The organism is Pseudomonas sp. MF6747 (assembly GCF_963890955.1).
Classification (GTDB): Bacteria; Pseudomonadota; Gammaproteobacteria; order Pseudomonadales; family Pseudomonadaceae; genus Aquipseudomonas.
This window is the reverse complement of the sequence record NZ_CAWPSZ010000004.1, coordinates 48,404-65,017: the sequence shown is the minus strand read 5'-3', so window position 1 is coordinate 65,017 and position 16,614 is coordinate 48,404. Positions and strand designations below refer to the sequence as shown.

General features: G+C 61.3%; 15 protein-coding genes. 8 read left to right on the top strand and 7 right to left on the bottom strand.

Annotated elements, in window-relative coordinates; translation table 11 throughout:
- Nucleotides 1-136: 136 nt before the first annotated feature.
- From AACW30_RS05400 to AACW30_RS05380, 4 genes are all read left to right on the top strand, one after another.
- The gene (locus tag AACW30_RS05400) at nt 137-1,837 is read left to right on the top strand and encodes a glutamine--tRNA ligase/YqeY domain fusion protein (RefSeq protein ID WP_200624416.1); all 1,701 of its coding nucleotides are present in this window, start codon (nt 137-139) and stop codon (nt 1,835-1,837) included.
- A gap of 42 nt (nt 1,838-1,879) precedes the next feature.
- Complete coding sequence (gene cysS, locus AACW30_RS05395; protein ID WP_124417914.1) at nt 1,880-3,268, top strand: cysteine--tRNA ligase; 1,389 nt, start codon at nt 1,880-1,882, stop codon at nt 3,266-3,268.
- A 423-nt stretch (nt 3,269-3,691) separates the two neighbouring features.
- The gene (locus tag AACW30_RS05390; RefSeq protein ID WP_234452605.1) at nt 3,692-4,750 is read left to right on the top strand and encodes a hypothetical protein; all 1,059 of its coding nucleotides are present in this window, start codon (nt 3,692-3,694) and stop codon (nt 4,748-4,750) included.
- A 318-nt stretch (nt 4,751-5,068) separates the two neighbouring features.
- A complete protein-coding gene (locus AACW30_RS05380; RefSeq protein ID WP_200624415.1) occupies nt 5,069-5,527 on the top strand; it encodes an HIT family protein in 459 nt (152 codons plus the stop codon).
- A gap of 64 nt (nt 5,528-5,591) precedes the next feature.
- Here AACW30_RS05380 and AACW30_RS05375 read toward each other — a convergent pair whose 3' ends face one another.
- From AACW30_RS05375 to AACW30_RS05345, 7 genes are all read right to left on the bottom strand, one after another.
- Complete coding sequence (locus tag AACW30_RS05375) at nt 5,592-5,930, bottom strand: Na+/H+ antiporter subunit G (protein ID WP_106578793.1); 339 nt, start codon at nt 5,928-5,930, stop codon at nt 5,592-5,594.
- Nucleotides 5,927-6,205: a K+/H+ antiporter subunit F gene (locus tag AACW30_RS05370; protein WP_106578792.1), complete on the bottom strand. Its 279-nt coding sequence runs from the start codon at nt 6,203-6,205 to the stop codon at nt 5,927-5,929. Before AACW30_RS05370 ends, AACW30_RS05375 begins: the two co-directional genes overlap by 4 nt.
- Complete coding sequence (locus tag AACW30_RS05365) at nt 6,202-6,690, bottom strand: Na+/H+ antiporter subunit E (protein ID WP_106578791.1); 489 nt, start codon at nt 6,688-6,690, stop codon at nt 6,202-6,204. Before AACW30_RS05365 ends, AACW30_RS05370 begins: the two co-directional genes overlap by 4 nt.
- On the bottom strand, nt 6,687-8,369 hold the full coding sequence (locus tag AACW30_RS05360; RefSeq protein ID WP_106578790.1) for a monovalent cation/H+ antiporter subunit D: 1,683 nt from the start codon (nt 8,367-8,369) through the stop codon (nt 6,687-6,689). Before AACW30_RS05360 ends, AACW30_RS05365 begins: the two co-directional genes overlap by 4 nt.
- Complete coding sequence (locus AACW30_RS05355; protein WP_200624414.1) at nt 8,366-8,710, bottom strand: Na+/H+ antiporter subunit C; 345 nt, start codon at nt 8,708-8,710, stop codon at nt 8,366-8,368. Before AACW30_RS05355 ends, AACW30_RS05360 begins: the two co-directional genes overlap by 4 nt.
- Nucleotides 8,710-11,634: a monovalent cation/H+ antiporter subunit A gene (locus AACW30_RS05350; RefSeq protein ID WP_106578789.1), complete on the bottom strand. Its 2,925-nt coding sequence runs from the start codon at nt 11,632-11,634 to the stop codon at nt 8,710-8,712. The genes AACW30_RS05355 and AACW30_RS05350 overlap by 1 nt, the downstream gene beginning before the upstream one ends.
- A 210-nt stretch (nt 11,635-11,844) precedes the next feature.
- Complete coding sequence (locus tag AACW30_RS05345; protein ID WP_119739848.1) at nt 11,845-12,774, bottom strand: DMT family transporter; 930 nt, start codon at nt 12,772-12,774, stop codon at nt 11,845-11,847.
- 92 nt (nt 12,775-12,866) lie between these two features.
- On the opposite strand from AACW30_RS05345, the gene AACW30_RS05340 reads away from it, so the two are divergent.
- From AACW30_RS05340 to AACW30_RS05325, 4 genes are all read left to right on the top strand, one after another.
- On the top strand, nt 12,867-13,430 hold the full coding sequence (locus AACW30_RS05340) for a helix-turn-helix domain-containing protein (RefSeq protein WP_106578787.1): 564 nt from the start codon (nt 12,867-12,869) through the stop codon (nt 13,428-13,430).
- Nucleotides 13,431-13,584: 154 nt separating this feature from the next.
- A complete protein-coding gene (locus tag AACW30_RS05335) occupies nt 13,585-14,781 on the top strand; it encodes an SfnB family sulfur acquisition oxidoreductase (protein ID WP_179677142.1) in 1,197 nt (398 codons plus the stop codon).
- A 12-nt stretch (nt 14,782-14,793) separates the two neighbouring features.
- A complete protein-coding gene (locus tag AACW30_RS05330) occupies nt 14,794-15,120 on the top strand; it encodes an acyl-CoA dehydrogenase (protein WP_200624413.1) in 327 nt (108 codons plus the stop codon).
- On the top strand, nt 15,120-16,535 hold the full coding sequence (locus tag AACW30_RS05325) for an LLM class flavin-dependent oxidoreductase (RefSeq protein WP_119739852.1): 1,416 nt from the start codon (nt 15,120-15,122) through the stop codon (nt 16,533-16,535). The genes AACW30_RS05330 and AACW30_RS05325 overlap by 1 nt, the downstream gene beginning before the upstream one ends.
- Nucleotides 16,536-16,614 lie beyond the last annotated feature (79 nt).

Here is a 16,614-nt window from a genome sequence, read left to right as displayed (position 1 = left end):
GTTTTTTACCGCCGATGCATTAAATGCAGCAGTTTTCGACCACGCTCTGTCAGCGGCTTGACAGCTTCGGCTATCATAAGCCCTTTGTTTTATCGGCCCCACTTCTGGCCAAGCACTTCGTCTGTTCAAGGATCCTATGAGCAAGCCCACTGTCGACCCTACCTCGAATTCCAAGGCCGGACCTGCCGTCCCGGTCAATTTCCTGCGCCCGATCATCCAGGCGGACCTGGATTCGGGCAAGCACACGCAGATCGTCACCCGTTTCCCGCCTGAGCCCAACGGTTACCTGCACATCGGCCACGCCAAGTCGATCTGTGTGAACTTCGGCCTGGCCCAGGAGTTCGGTGGCGTCACGCACCTGCGTTTCGACGACACCAACCCGGCCAAGGAAGACCAGGAATACATCGACGCCATCGAAAGCGACATCAAGTGGCTGGGCTTCGAGTGGTCCGGTGAAGTGCGCTATGCCTCCAAGTATTTCGACCAGTTGTTCGACTGGGCCGTCGAGCTGATCAAGGCCGGCAAGGCTTACGTCGACGACCTGACCCCGGAGCAAGCCAAGGAATACCGCGGCAGCCTGACCGAGCCGGGCAAGAACAGCCCGTTCCGCGACCGTTCGGTCGAAGAGAACCTGGACTGGTTCAACCGCATGCGCGCCGGTGAGTTCCCGGACGGCGCCCGCGTGCTGCGCGCCAAGATCGACATGGCCTCGCCGAACATGAACCTGCGCGACCCGATTATGTACCGCATCCGCCACGCCCATCACCATCAGACCGGTGACAAGTGGTGCATCTACCCGAACTACGACTTCACCCACGGTCAGTCGGACGCCATCGAAGGCATCACCCACTCGATCTGCACCCTGGAGTTCGAAAGCCACCGCCCGCTGTACGAGTGGTTCCTCGACAGCCTGCCGGTGCCAGCGCACCCGCGTCAGTACGAATTCAGCCGCCTTAACCTGAACTACACCATCACCAGCAAGCGCAAGCTCAAGCAGCTGGTCGATGAAAAGCATGTGCATGGCTGGGACGACCCGCGCATGTCGACGCTGTCGGGCTTTCGTCGTCGCGGTTATACCCCGGCGTCGATCCGTAATTTCTGCGAGATGGTTGGCACCAACCGCTCCGACGGCGTGGTCGACTACGGCATGCTCGAGTTCAGCATCCGTCAGGACCTCGACGCCAACGCACCGCGCGCCATGTGCGTGCTGCGTCCGTTGAAAGTGGTGATTACCAACTACCCGGAAGGCAAGGTCGACAACCTCGAACTGCCGCGTCATCCGCAAAAAGAAGAACTCGGCGTGCGCAAGCTGCCGTTCGCCCGCGAAATCTACATCGACCGCGATGACTTCATGGAAGAGCCGCCAAAAGGCTACAAGCGCCTGGAGCCGAATGGCGAAGTGCGTCTGCGCGGCAGCTACGTGATCCGCGCCGATGAAGCGATCAAGGACGCCGATGGCAACATCGTCGAACTGCGTTGCTCCTACGACCCCGAAACCCTGGGCAAGAACCCGGAAGGCCGTAAGGTCAAAGGCGTGGTCCACTGGGTGCCGGCGGCTGCCAGCATCGAATGCGAAGTGCGTTTGTACGATCGTCTGTTCCGTTCGCCGAACCCTGAAAAGGCTGAAGACAGCGCGAGCTTCCTGGACAACATCAACCCTGATTCCCTGCAAGTGCTCACCGGTTGTCGTGCCGAGCCATCGCTTGGCGACGCACAGCCGGAAGACCGTTTCCAGTTCGAGCGCGAAGGTTACTTCTGCGCAGATATCAAGGACTCGAAACCTGGTCAGCCGGTATTCAACCGTACCGTGACCCTGCGTGATTCGTGGGGCCAGTGATGCAGCCGTGAGCGGCTTTGCATACAGAGAAAAGGACGCATCGTGCTAACGATCTACAACACACTGAGCAAGACCAAAGAAGTCTTCAAGCCGCTGGATGGCAACAAGGTGCGCATGTACGTGTGCGGCATGACCGTGTACGACTACTGCCACATCGGCCACGGCCGCAGCATGGTTGCCTTCGACCTGGTGACCCGCTGGTTGCGTTTCAGCGGCTATGACTTGACCTATGTGCGCAATATCACCGACATCGACGACAAGATCATCAACCGTGCCAACGAAAACGGCGAGTCGTTTGACGCGCTGACCGAACGCATGATTGCTGCCATGCACGAGGACGAGGCGCGCCTCAACATCCTCAAGCCGGACATGGAACCGCGCGCCACGGACCACATCCCGGGCATGCACGCGATGATCCAGACCCTGATCGACAAGGGTTATGCCTACGCTCCCGGCAATGGCGACGTGTACTACCGCGTGGCCAAGTTCATGGGCTACGGCAAGCTGTCGCGCAAGAAAATCGAAGACCTGCGCATCGGCGCACGCATCGAAGTCGACGAAGCCAAGCAAGACCCGCTCGACTTCGTGCTGTGGAAAGGCACCAAGCCCGGCGAGCCGAGCTGGGAGTCGCCATGGGGCGCCGGGCGTCCGGGCTGGCACATCGAGTGCTCGGTGATGTCCACCTGCTGCCTGGGCGAGACTTTCGACATTCATGGCGGCGGTAGCGACCTCGAGTTCCCGCACCACGAAAACGAAATCGCCCAAAGCGAAGCCGCCACCGGCAAGACGTACGCCAACGCCTGGATGCACTGCGGCATGATCCGCATCAATGGCGAGAAGATGTCCAAGTCCTTGAACAACTTCTTCACCATCCGCGACGTGCTGGAAAAGTACCACCCGGAAGTGGTGCGTTACCTGCTGGTGTCCAGCCACTACCGCAGCGCCATCAACTACTCGGAAGACAACCTCAAGGACGCCAAAGGCGCCCTGGAGCGTTTCTACCACGCGTTGAAAGGCCTGCCAGCCGTGGCGCCTGCCGGCGGTGAAGCGTTCGTGGCACGGTTTACCGAAGTGATGAACGACGACTTCGGCACGCCGGAAGCCTGCGCGGTGCTGTTCGAGATGGTGCGTGAGATCAACCGCTTGCGCGAGACCGATCTGGAAGCAGCGGCCGGGCTGGCTGCACGCTTGAAAGAGCTGGCCAGCGTGCTGGGTGTGCTGCAGATGGAAGCCGATGACTTCCTGCAAGCCGGCGCTGAAGGGCGTGTGGATGCGGCGCAAGTGGATGCGCTGATTCAGGCGCGTCTGGCTGCGCGGGCTAACAAAGACTGGGCGGAATCCGACCGTATCCGTGACCAACTGACCGCGATGGGTGTGGTGTTGGAAGACGGGAAGGGCGGGACGACGTGGCGGTTGGCTGATCAGGCTTGATTGGTAAACGCTGAATGAAAACGCCCCGACTGGTTCGGGGCGTTTTTTTTGCACATCGTTTTAACGGCTCACTCGATCCAGTGTGGGAGCGAGCAAGCCCGCTCCCGCAATTCGACCGAGTTAAGTTTCCACAATTTGGTTGGCTGCAATGCCGCCTGGGTTTTGCTTTTCTGTGGGAGCTGGCTTGCCTGCGATGCAGACGCCTCGGTGCATCAGCGTTACCCAGGCAATGCTATCGAAGGGCACGCCAGCGCTTCCTCGAATTGTCGTTGAAAGTTCTGCGATGGACAGGGCAGCGAGCCTACACAGGGTATGGAACTGTCCGCATCCGACTTACCACTGAGCGGGTGAGAGCCCTGCGGGCTTTTCACTTAATCGGGAGCGTTGCAGATGTGGAATTCAGGGGCGGCAGGGACGGGAGGTGTGGGCGCCGGGTATGCGCCAAATGGGGTGCGACCCAGGGCGGTTTCCGTTGCGCCTGCGGCCGAAGTGGTTGCGGTCAAACAGCAGCTCAATGAGTTATTTGATGCGACAGGTTCCAAGGCACAAATGGCTCAACGGTTATCTTTCAGTTTGAAGGCGCTTCTGGAAAAGGTGGACAGCGGTACGTTCAAGAACGATCTCCACAAGCTGATTCAAACCTTGGACGTTTACATAGCCTCCCAAGCGGCAGTTTTTCAGTCTATACAGCACCTGTTCCCGGATGCGGGGCGAGAGTCTCTCTCCAGCCGGTCGCATGACACTGGCCACCCCCGTGCACATAACGGACCTGGGCTTCGTCATCCGCGGCAGGTAAGTCATAACACTCCCACTCAGAGGATGAGTCTTGATGACCTCTACACCGACAGGAGTAATCCTGGCAGAAGACCTGGCGTGGGTAATGAACCCGGCAATATCTGGAGTGGTTTCAAGCAGGGGCCAAATAAAAGCAATTGCACGACGGTGGCAGCCATAAAGGTCGCAATGATGAAGTTTGGCCAGAAGCCGACCGATATTTACAAGCAGGTAATAGCAGCGGGTGATGGCTGGAACATACAGATGCGGGATGACCGCTGGTACCACCTGTCCAAAGATGAGCTGGCGCAGGCAACCTATAGATCTGAGTTCAGTGGCGATAATCCGGCGATGGTGGCAGATGCTAATTTTCTGTATGCCGTGAGTGCTAAACGGGCGCAAGTGGAGAATAACGACGGTTATGCCGCGCGAGGTTTCGAGAGCGCGTTATACAGCATCAATGACGGTGAGCCCTTTGGTCACAATTACAATGGGTTCGTGCGCCTGGGCCTGAGTGCCCACATCCAAAAAACCACTGTTGAAAACTTGGCGCGTGGGCAACTGGGCCTTGTGACTCATGGCGTTGCGGTTAACGGTCAAATGGTGGGCCATTCGCTTGCAGTGATCAATGGGCGAGAGGAAGTGTGGGGTAGGCAAGGCGGGAGTCCACCGACTGACATCTACGCCAACGCGGTGACCTTGGTTTGACGTGTGATTGGGGCTGTTGATTGGCCCCTTTACCGTCCCAGAGCACCTTGCCAAACCCATTCTGCGACGCATACGTGCCGACATGGCGCAGTTCACGCTCACTACCAATCTGGCTGAACAAGGGAATCCCTTGTCCCAAAAGCACCGGGATACGGGTGATGATCAGCTCATCGATCAGGGCGGCCCATCACCGTGGCGTTTTCTGATCTCAATTTCGTAAGAGCTTTCGGAAAATTCTCTTTTGTTTTGACGCTTGCCCAATCATGGCTTTAGATGTCCACCACGACCAAACCCATGATGAAACTGGCGGTGATTTAAATGGAGTGTATTTTCTGCAGCATTGTCCGCAAAACGTCCCCGGCCCACCTTCTGTGGGAAGACGAACACCACATGGCGTTCCTGTCGATCTTCCCTAACACGCCGGGTTTCAGCGTGGTGATCCCCAAGCAGCATTACGGCAGTTATGCGTTTGCGCAGTCGGATGAGGTGTTGGCCGGGCTTGCGGTGGCTGCCAAGAAAACCGCACTGCAGATTGACCGGGCGTTTCCCGATGTAGCGCGCACGGGAATGATGCTGGAGGGGTATGGGGTGGATCACCTGCATGCGAAGTTGTTTCCCATGCATGGGACGGGCTCGGACAGTGCCTTCAAGCCGTTGAGCTCGAAGGTGGATAAGTTCTTCGAGGCGTATGAGGGCTATATCTCGTCCCACGATCATGTGCGGGCGGATGATGCTGAGTTGGCAGAGCTGGCGGCCAGAATCCGATCCTTCGCCTAGCGCAAAATCAATGTGGGAGCGGGCAAGCCCGCTCCCACATGTTTTACTGTGTCCGCCTGAGAAATCAGCGGCGGCTGCTGACCTCGGCGGGCACATCGTCCCCGGCCATGCGCTTGCGGAACAGTGCAGTGCGAGCCAGCAGCAGCGTGGTCACCGGCACCGTGATCGACAGCAGAATCGGAATCAACCAGCCGTGCAGCACCGGCGCGGACTTGAGCACCGAAAAGTAGATGATCGACGCCAACGCCACACACCACGCACCCAACGTAGAGGCCAGCGCCGGCGGGTGCATGCGCTGGAAAAAGTCCTTCATGCGCAGCAGACCGATTGCGCCGATCAGTGCGAATACGCTGCTCAGCACCAGCAATACCGCCACGCAGGCTTCAACCCATAACGGCATCATTCAATCACCTCACCACGCAGCAGGAATTTCGCCAGGGCAAACGACCCGACAAAGCCAAACAGCGCAATCAGCAGCGCCGCTTCAAAGTAGGTGTCACTGGCGTAGCGGATGCCGAGCACCAGCATCATCAGCATCGCCAGGATGTACAGATAGTCCAGTGCCAGAACCCGGTCCTGTGCCGACGGGCCTTTGAACAGGCGTGCCAGTGTCAGCACCATGGCCAGCGAGAACAGGAACAGGCTGATCAGGATCGCGTTGGAGAGCAGGGCGCTCATTCGAAGATCTCCATCAGGGGCCGCTCGTAGGTGGTTTTGAAGTGCTCGATAAAGGGCGCTTCATCCTCAAGGTCGAACACGTGCAACAGCAGAATGCTGCGGTCCAGCGCCAGTTCCGACCAGACCGTGCCGGGTGTGACGCTGGTGATCATCGACAGCACGGCCAGGCCGTTGGCGTCGCGCAGGTCCAGCGGGATTTTGATAAAGCGCGAACGCGGCGCACGCGAGCCGCAGATCAGCACACCCCAGGCCACTTGCAGATTAGAGATGATCACGTCGCGGCCCACCACCAGGAACAGGCGCAGGATCACCCCAGGGCGGCGGATGCGGATCGGCAACGGGCGCAGCGGGGCCATCAGCAGCGGGGCAAGAAAGCCCAGCAACGCGCCGAGCAGCAGGTTGCCGGGGCTGACGGACAGGTTCAGCACCAGCCATAACAGCCACAACGCCAGCGATAACCAGGGGGCAGGGAACAGACGGCTCATGGCTGCACCTCCAGGGCGGCGGTCTTGGCTTCAGGGCTTGGCACCGGGCGCGTCGCCAAGACGGCCATCACGTAGTGTTCCGGGTTGTTCAGGCTTTCGGCGGTGGCCTGGGTGTAGCGCATCAACGGCTCGGCCTTGAACGTCAGGAGAATGCTCAGGCCGAGCAGGAAGAAGATCGGCAGGCACTCGTAGCGGCGCAGCAGCGGCGAGGGGCGTTCTTCCGGCGTCCAGAAGCGCTGGATGCCCAGGCGGGCGAAGGCGATCAGCGACGCCAGGCCCGACAGGATCAGCAAGGTCACCAAGCCCCAGGCGGCGGGGCGTATGGGTTCATCCACGGCATTCCCCAGCCCCAGCGGGTTAACCAGCGCGCTCAACAGGCTGAGCTTGCCGATGAAGCCAGACAGCGGTGGCATGCCGATAATCAGCAATGCGCAGGCGACAAAGCTCAAGCCGAGGAAGGCCATGGTCCATGGAATCACCTGGCCGACCACGGCTTTCTGTTCATCGTCGAGGTTCACGCCGGGCCGTGGATGCAACGATTCCATGGCCTTGGGCAGCGCATCGATTTCCTCGTCCAGCGGCAGGTCATTGGCCGAGCGCGAACGCTCGATCAGTTCGGCCAGCAGGAACAGCGCGCTCAACGCCAGCGTCGAGCTGACCAGATAGAACAGCGCCCCGGCCGTCAGGCTTGGCTGGGCAAAGCCCACGGCCGACAACAGAATCCCGGCCGACACCAGAATGCTCAAGCTGGCCATGCGTTCGAGCCGCTGTGCCGCGACCATCGCCAATGCGGCGCAAATGATCGTTGCCATGCCGCCGTACACCAGCCAGTCGCCGCCGAACAGTGCCGAAGCACCGGCTTGCCCCGAAAACAGCAACGTCCACAGGCGCAGCACGGTGTACACGCCCACCTTGGTCATGATCGCAAACATCGCGGCCACCGGCGCGCTGGCCGAGGAGTAGGCGGGCGCCAGCCAGAAGTTCAGCGGCCACATGCCGGCTTTGGCCAGGAATGCTGTTGCCAGAATCGCCGCACCGGCATGCAACAGGCCGCGATCGGCCTCTGGCACCAAGGGGATTTTCAGCGCCAGGTCAGCAAAGTTCAGCGTGCCGGTGACGCCATAGATCATCGCCGCGCCAATCAGGAACAGCGACGAGGCCAGCAGGTTGATCGCGATGTAATGCAGCCCCGACGACACCCGCGCACGGCCTGAGCCGTGCAGCATCAAACCGTAGGACGCCGCCAGCAGCACTTCGAAGAACACGAACAGGTTGAACAGGTCCGCTGTCAGGAAGGCGCCGTACAGGCCCATCATCTGGATCTGGAACAGCGCGTGGAAGCTGGTACCGGCACGGTCCCAACGGGCCATGGCGAACAGCAGCGCACTCACGCCGATAATCCCGGTGAGCACCAGCATCATCGCCGACAGTTGGTCCACCACCAGCACGATGCCGAACGGTACCTGCCAGTTGCCCGGCAGGTACACGCCGATCGAGCCGGGGCCGCCTTGTTGTGTCCAGTACAGCAGCAGGACGGCGATGCCCAGGCCGACGACGCTGGAGAACAGGTTGATTTTTGCCTTCAGCGGCCGGCGTTTTTCGCCGAGCATCAGCATCAGCGCGGCGGTCAGCAACGGCAGCAGGATCGGCGCGACGATCAGTTGATTGATCCACGTCATTCCTTGGGCTCCCGACCGTCTACATGGTCAGTGCCGGTCAGCCCGCGGGAGGCCAACAGCACCACCAGGAAGAGCGCGGTCATGGCGAAGCTGATCACGATGGCCGTCAGTACCAGCGCCTGGGGCAGGGGATCGGTGTAGTGGAGCAAGTCTTGCGGCACGCCGTGCTTGATGATCGGCTCCTTGCCGATAAACAGGCTGCCCATGCTGAAAATGAACAGGTTGACCCCGTACGACAGCAGGCACAGGCCCATCACCACCTGGAACGTCCGTGGCCGCAGGATCAGCCAGACGCCGGAGGCCGCCAGGACCCCAATGGCAATTGCGATGACTTCTTCCATCAGGCGGCTCCTTGCGTTGCGGCAACCACTTTTTTCGCCTGGTTGCTCGGTTTGTGGGCCCGCACGGACTGGTGGCCGAGGGCGGTGAGCATCAGCAGCGTGGAACCGACGACCATGGCGTACACGCCGACGTCGAAGAACAGCGCGCTGGCGATATGGATATCGCCGAGCACGGGCACGCTGAAATGCCAGGTATGGGTAGTGAGGAACGGGTAACCGGCAAACAGTGCGCCGAGCCCGGTCAGGGTGGCCGAAAGCAGGCCGAAACCCATCCAGCGCATTGGCCGCAGGCTCATCTGCGCCTCAACCCACTGCGTACCGGCAACCATGTATTGCAGGATGAACGCTACCGACATCACCAGGCCTGCGACAAAGCCGCCGCCCGGCTGGTTATGACCGCGCATGAACAGGTAGAACGACACCACCAGCGCAATCGGCAGCAGCAGGCGCACCAGCACCGCAGGTACCATCATGAAGCCCAGCGCGGTGTCGCTGGCCTGGCGCGGGTTGACCAGGTCGGTGGCCACGTCCGGCGCCAACTGGCGCTGTTGCGCGGGCAGTTGCATGCTTTCTTTGGACGGGCGGAAGCGCCGCAGCAGGGCATACACCGTCAGCGCCACGGCGCCGAGCACGGTGATTTCGCCGAGGGTGTCGAAGCCACGGAAGTCGACCAGCATCACGTTGACGACGTTGCTGCCGCCGCCTTCGGGCAGGGCGCGGCTGAGGTAGAACGAGGAGATGTCGTTGGGGGTCTGGCGGGTCAGCATCGCATAAGACAGCAGCGCCATGCCGCCGCCCACCACGGTGGACAGCAGGAAGTCACGCAGGCGGCGAATGCGCGCCTTGCGCAGCGAGCTGGGCAGTGGCGACACTTCTTCAATCCGCCGTGGCAGCCAGCGCAGGCCCAGCAGGATAAGCACGGTGGTCACCACTTCGACGACCAATTGCGTCAACGCCAGGTCCGGCGCCGAGAACCACACGAAGGTGATGCAGGTCATCAAGCCGCACACGCTGACCATGGTCAGGGCCGCCAGCCGGTGATATTTGGCTTGCCAGGCGGCGCCGAGGGCGCAGGCAATCGCCAGTAGCCACAGGGTCACAAACACAATGGAGCCCGGGATTTTCGGCCGGTCGCCCCAGCTGAGGCCGCTGTTGAGCATCGGGATCAAACCTGCAATCACCGCTGCCATCACCAGCAGGAAAAGCTGGGTCTGCAGGCGTTTGGTGCTGATGCGTTTTTCGATCCGGCGCACGCCGCGCATCATCACCACCAGGCTGCGTTCGAACATGCGCTTGCCGTTGAAGTAGCTGATGACCGGCGGGTACTTGAAGCGGCCCCGCTTGAGCTGTTTGCGCAGCAGCAGGTAGAGCACCACGCCGCCGGACATCGCCACCAGGCTCATGATCATCGGCGCGTTCCAGCCGTGCCAGATCGCCAGGCTGTACTCGGGCAGTACGCCACCGACCACCGGCAGTGCGGCAGCGGCGAGGATCGAGCCGACCACCTGGGCCGGGAAGATGCCCACCAGCAGACAGGTGAACACCAGCAGTTCTACCGGCGCGCGCATCCAGCGCGGCGGTTCGTGGGGCGTGTGCGGCAGGTCGGTTGCGGGCGGGCCGAAGAACACATCGACGGTAAAGCGCAGCGCATAGGCGACGCTGAAGGTGCCGGCGATGGTTGCAATCATCGGCAGGGCGATTTCCACCCAGGCGGTCGCCGAGATAAATACCGTTTCAGCGAAGAACATCTCTTTGGACAGGAAGCCATTGAGCAACGGCACCCCGGCCATCGACGCACTGGCCACCATCGCCAGGGTCGCGGTAAACGGGATCAGGCGCACCAGACCGCTGAGCTTGCGAATATCGCGGGTGCCGCTTTCGTGGTCAATGATGCCCGCGGCCATGAACAGCGAGGCCTTGAACGTGGCGTGGTTGAGGATATGGAACACCGCAGCGACGGCGGCCAGCGGGCTGTTGAGGCCCAGCAGCAGGGTGATCAGCCCGAGGTGGCTGATGGTGGAGTAGGCCAGCAGGCCCTTGAGATCGTTTTGAAACATGGCGCAGTAAGCGCCGAGGAGGAGGGTGATGGCGCCGGCACCGCCGACGATCCAGAACCATTCTTCGCTGCCGGACAGCGACGGCCACAGGCGGGCCAGCAGGAACACGCCGGCCTTTACCATCGTCGCCGAGTGCAGGTAGGCCGAAACCGGCGTCGGCGCCGCCATCGCGTGGGGCAGCCAGAAGTGGAAGGGGAACTGTGCGCTTTTGCTCAGGGCGCCGATCAGCACCAAGGCGAGCATGACCGGGTACAGCGAGTGCGCGCGAATCTGATCGCCCGCCGCCAGCACCTGGTCCAGGTCATAGCTGCCGACGATATGCCCCAGCAGCATCACGCCGGCCAACAGGCACAGGCCGCCCGCGCCGGTGACCATCAGCGCCATATAGGCACCGCGCCTGGCATCGGCGCGGTGGTGCCAATAGCCGATCAGCAGGAACGAGAACAGGCTGGTCAGTTCCCAGAAGAACACGATCTGGATCAGGTTGCCGGAAATCACCAGCCCGAGCATGGCGCCCATGAAGGCCAGGAAAAACGCGAAGAAGCGCGGCACCGGGTCGTCCGGCGACATGTAGTAGCGCGCATACAGCGACACCAGCGAGCCGATGCCCAGCACCAGCATCGAGAACAGCCAGGCGAACCCATCCATGCGCAGCACGAAGTTCAACCCAAGGCTGGGCAACCACATGAATTCTTCGCGGATCACGCCACCGTGGGCGATCTGAGGGTAGAGCAGGGCGACTTGAATGGTGCCGACCAGGGCCACGAGGCCAGCCAGCAGGGATTCGGTGTTACGTGCATTGTGCGGCAGCAAGGCCGCCAGACAGCTGCCAATAAACGGCAGAAGCAGTAGAACTATCAGGGACATAGGCTTCTAATCTGCGGGAGTTTGGGATGCATCATACGTGCCGCTTTCTCGATCACCAAACGCCAAGATGTGGCAGGATCCTACAAGGTAGGCTGAAAACCCCCGTTTAGCATTGTTTCGGCTGGCTCCGTTGCAGCCCTCACCACGGCCCCTGTGGGAGCCGGGCTCGCACGCGATGGCGATCTGACAGCCAGTGCAAGCGGTCAGACCTTAGCCCTGCTGTTCCTGTTCCCTTTCATCCTGCAGGTCGATGGCCTTCTGCCCTTTAGTCTTCAGCTCACTTACAATCACTGCCGCCACAATCAACGCCGCCCCCACCATCGCGATCGGCGGGAAGCGCTCACCGGCCATCCGCCCGATCACGCCGGCCCACACCGGTTCACCGGCGTAGATCAAGGTGGCGCGTGTCGGCGAGACACTCTGCTGCGCCCAGTTCATCGCGACCTGGATCACCGCGCTGGTCAAGCCAAGGCCCACCGCACTGAATACCAGCAACCAGGAAAACCCTGGCAAGGGTTCCCCCATCGGTACCACCATCAGAAACGACAATAACGACGCCGTGGCCAGTTGCACCACGGTCACCCGGCGTACATCCACCTGCCCGGCAAACGCGCTGATCAGAATAATTTCGGCGGCCACCGCCACTGCACAGATCAGCGTGGCGATTTCGCCGGGGCTGAAGTTCAGCGACGCGCCTGCCGGGCCGGTGAGCAACATCAAACCGGTAAACGCCAGCATGATGCCGATGGCCGGCATCAGCCCTGGGCGGCGACCCAGCACCAACCACTGCAGCAGCGGCACGAACGGCACATACAGCGCCGTGATGAACGCCGACTGACTGCTCGGAATAGTCTGCAGCCCGATGGTCTGCATGCCGTAGCCGAACATGATCGAAGTGCCGATGAAGGCGCCGGCTTTCAACTCGAACAAGGTCAGGCCGCGCAGGGTGCGCAACGAAAAGAACCCCACCACGATGGCCGCTGCGGCAAACCGCAGACCCACGAAAAACATCGGCCCGCTGACCGTCATCGCATGTTGCACGAGCAAAAAGGTGCCGCCCCAGATCATGGTGATCACCACGAGAATGCATTCGGCTTTGCTGAAACGGTTGAAGCGTGAGGAGGGGTTCGGGGCAGTCATGGCGGCTCGGTCTTGCAAGGGAAAGGCACGGACCGCACAATGCGCCGCACGCTGGGCAGTATACTGCGCACACCTACCTATTGAGCAATATAGTGCACAAAGAAAATCCACATCGGGCGTCGGTCCTGCAACACGTCAGCCAGAACGTCCGTCGTCTGCGGCATGCTGCCGACATGAGCCAGACCGCGCTATCGGAAAAGTCCGGCGTCAGCCGGCGCATGCTGGTGGCCATCGAGGCGGGCGAGAAGAATGTCAGCCTGTCCACCCTGGACCGCGTCGCCGAAGCTCTGGATGTAGCCTTCAGCGACTTGATCCAGGCGCCGGATGCCGGCGATCACAGCCGCATCAACGAGCTGGCGTGGGCCGGCGACATTCCCGGCAGTAAAGCCGTATTGCTGGCCAAGGCCACTGCCCGGCGCGAGGTGGAGTTGTGGGAGATGCGCCTGGAACCGGGCGACCGTTACAGCCCGGAACCCGACCCGGAAGGCTGGAGCGTGCAGCTGTTTGTGTTCGAAGGCCGCCTGACCCTGATCCTCGATGACGAAGAAAAACACGTGGCCACCGGTGAGTTCTTCATGTTCGCCAGCCGCCAGGCCCACGGCTATCGCAATGATGGTGAGGTGGCGGTGCGCTTTGTGCGCAACGTGGTGATCTAACTGTCTGCCAGGCAACAGTGGATGGACACTTTGCTCGCCTGCACACGCAGGCCTTTCAAGATTTTAGCCGCAACACCCTGATTTTATTGGCGATTACATTCAGGCACGACTCCTGCAACCACCCAGGTCATCTCACCGGAGCCTGGAGTCGGCCATGTCAGCCCACCCTCAACAACCTGCCCATATCATCCGCTCGGACGCCGAAGCCATCGAGGTCGCCACGCGCCTGGCCGCACGCTTTGCCGTCGACGCCAGCGCACGCGACCGCGAGCGGCGCTTGCCTGTGGCCGAACTTGACGAGTTTTCTGCCAGCGGTTTGTGGGGCATCACCATTCCTGAAGCCTATGGCGGCGCCGAGGTGTCTTATGTGACGGTGGCCGAGGTGATCAAGTTGATCTCCGCCGCCGACCCATCGCTGGGGCAAATCCCGCAGAACCATTTGGGCGTGGTGGACATCCTGCTGCAAACCGCCACAGAGGAACAAAAGCGCCACTACTTCGGCAAGGTCCTGGCGGGTTATCGGTTCGGCAATGCCTTCTCCGAAGCCAAAAGCAAAAACGCCGGCACGTTTGATACCCAGATTCGTTTTGAGCACGACACCGCACACATCAACGGCGAGAAGTTCTACTGCACCGGCGCGCTGTTCGCGCATATCGTGCCCACCGTCGGCAACAATGAAAACGGCCAGGCCTATATCGCGTTCGTTGAGCGCGATGCGCCGGGCCTCACGGTCATTGACAGCTGGGACGGCTTTGGCCAGCGCACCACCGCCAGCGGCGCGGTGACACTCGACGGTGTGACCGTGCCGCGCACCGCAGTGATCCCGGCTCACCTGGCCTTTGACCAACCCACCGCCAATGGCCCGATCTCGCAGATCATCCAGGCCGCCGTCGACACCGGCATCGCGCTTGGCGCGCTTGAGCACGCCAAAATCCACGCCCGCCAGGCACGCCCCTGGATTGACAGCCAACAAGAGCATGGTTGGCAAGACCCCTTCACCATCGCCGCCATCGGTGACCTGCAATGGCGCGTGCACGGCACCGAGGCCATTCTCGCCAAAGCCGGCAAAGCGGTCGACCTGGCCCTGGCCGAGCCGAACGAAGACACCGTGGCCCACGCCTCGCTGGTCGTCGCCCAGGCCAAAGTGCTGTCGGCCGAAACCGCCTTGCTCGCCAGCAGCAAACTTTTCGAACTCGCCGGCACTCGCTCGGTGACCGCCAGGCACAACCTCGACCGCTTCTGGCGCAATGCGCGCACCCACACCCTGCACGACCCGGCCCGCTGGAAATATCACCTGATCGGCAACTTCGTGCTCAACGGCGTGAAGCCCGCCCGCCACGCCTGGAACTGAGGAACCTGACCCATGACCGCACTGAATTACGCGCGCCAATTGCTGGAAAGCACCCGCCGTACGGTTGAGCGAAGCGATGACCCCTACGTGATCAGCCGCTTCGGCGATTGGCAGATCCGCGTCGATGTGGCCGCCGCCTTGCTTGAGCGCGCCGACACCGACCCAAGCCCGGTGGCCCTCACCGAAGCGCAGATCGCCGCCGCCGAAGCGCTGATTTTTGCCAGCAATGCCGAGTTCGAACTCACCGGCCAGCGCACCGCGCTGCCGCCCAGCCTTGATGATCCGTTGCGCACGAAATACCAGATTGTCGGCAACTATCACCTCAACGGAGCGCTTTGATGTCCCGTGAAATCCGCTTGAATGCCTTCGACATGAACTGCGTCGGCCACCAGTCGCCCGGCCTGTGGGCGCACCCGCGTGACCGTTCGTGGCAGTACAAAGACCTGGAATACTGGACCGACCTGGCCAAAATCCTTGAGCGCGGCAAATTCGACGGGCTGTTTATCGCCGACGTGCTGGGTATTTACGACGTGTACAACGGCAACGGTGATGCGGCGATTCGCCAGGCGGCGCAGGTGCCCGTCAATGACCCGCTGTCGTTGATCGCGCCGATGGCACTGGTCACCGAGCATCTGGGTTTCGGCCTGACCGCCTCGTTGTCGTTCGAGCACCCGTACCCGTTTGCCCGAAGGCTTTCCACCCTCGATCACCTGACCAAGGGCCGCGTGGGCTGGAACATCGTCACCTCGTACCTGGAAAGCGGCGCCAAGAACCTCGGCCAGAAAGCCCAGACCGAACACGACGCGCGCTATGACTACGCCGAGGAATACCTGGAGGTTTGCTACAAGCTCTGGGAAGGCAGCTGGGAAGAGGGCGCGGTCCTGCGTGATCGCGAGCGCCGGATTTTCAGCGACCCGAGCAAAATCCACGAAATCCGCCACGTCGGCAAACACTTCCAGGTGCCCGGTATTCATCTGTGCGAGCCGTCGCCGCAGCGCACGCCGGTGCTGTACCAGGCCGGTGCGTCCAGCCGTGGCAAGCAGTTCGCCGCCGAGCAGGCCGAGTGTGTGTTTGTCGCGGCGCCGTCCAAGGTATTGCTGAAAAAGACCGTGGCCGATATCCGCCGCCGCGCCGCAGAAGCCGGGCGCGACCCGAAGAAAATCCTGATTTTCAACTTGCAGACGGTGATCGTCGGCGAGACCGACGCCAAGGCCAAGGCCAAGTTTGACGAGTACAAATCCTACGTCAGCTACGAAGGCGCAATGGCATTGATTTCTGGCTGGACCGGTATCGACTTCAGCCAGTTCAAACCCGATGAACCGCTCAAGCACGTGCACACCAACGCTATCCAGTCGGCGGTGGAGGCCTTCTCCACCGCGGACCCGAACAAAGTCTGGACGCCCAACGAACTGGCCGACTGGGTGGGCATCGGCGGCTTTGGCCCGTTGTTTGTCGGTGGCCCTGAAACCGTGGCCGACCTGCTGCAGGAATGGGTCGAGGAGACTGACGTGGACGGTTTCAATCTGGCCTATGCGCTGACCCACGAAACCTTTATCGACGCTGTGGACCTGTTGGTGCCGGAGCTGCAAAAGCGCGGCGTGTACAAGACCGAATACGCCCAGGGCACCTTGCGCGAGAAGCTGTTCGGCGACGGCGCGCGGCTGGGGGCGAATCATCCGGGCGCCGCTTACCGCGACTTATCGGGTTCATACAAAACCAAGGTGGGAGCGGGCTTGCTCGCGAATGCGGACTGACATTCAACATGAATGTTGACTGAGCCAGCGCTTTTCGCGAGCAAGGCTGCTCCCCCATGTGACCTCGATTGTTTGATCA

Coding starts and splice junctions, on each gene's coding strand:
- AACW30_RS05335 (WP_179677142.1), top strand. CDS start 13,585: ATGTCAGCCCACCCTCAACAACCTGCCCATATCATCCGCTCGGACGCC.
- AACW30_RS05400 (WP_200624416.1), top strand. CDS start 137: ATGAGCAAGCCCACTGTCGACCCTACCTCGAATTCCAAGGCCGGACCT.
- AACW30_RS05330 (WP_200624413.1), top strand. CDS start 14,794: ATGACCGCACTGAATTACGCGCGCCAATTGCTGGAAAGCACCCGCCGT.
- AACW30_RS05370 (WP_106578792.1), bottom strand. CDS start 6,205: ATGAGCGCCCTGCTCTCCAACGCGATCCTGATCAGCCTGTTCCTGTTC.
- AACW30_RS05375 (WP_106578793.1), bottom strand. CDS start 5,930: ATGATGCCGTTATGGGTTGAAGCCTGCGTGGCGGTATTGCTGGTGCTG.
- AACW30_RS05325 (WP_119739852.1), top strand. CDS start 15,120: ATGTCCCGTGAAATCCGCTTGAATGCCTTCGACATGAACTGCGTCGGC.
- AACW30_RS05380 (WP_200624415.1), top strand. CDS start 5,069: ATGGAGTGTATTTTCTGCAGCATTGTCCGCAAAACGTCCCCGGCCCAC.
- AACW30_RS05345 (WP_119739848.1), bottom strand. CDS start 12,774: ATGACTGCCCCGAACCCCTCCTCACGCTTCAACCGTTTCAGCAAAGCC.
- AACW30_RS05360 (WP_106578790.1), bottom strand. CDS start 8,369: ATGACGTGGATCAATCAACTGATCGTCGCGCCGATCCTGCTGCCGTTG.
- AACW30_RS05355 (WP_200624414.1), bottom strand. CDS start 8,710: ATGGAAGAAGTCATCGCAATTGCCATTGGGGTCCTGGCGGCCTCCGGC.
- AACW30_RS05365 (WP_106578791.1), bottom strand. CDS start 6,690: ATGAGCCGTCTGTTCCCTGCCCCCTGGTTATCGCTGGCGTTGTGGCTG.
- AACW30_RS05350 (WP_106578789.1), bottom strand. CDS start 11,634: ATGTCCCTGATAGTTCTACTGCTTCTGCCGTTTATTGGCAGCTGTCTG.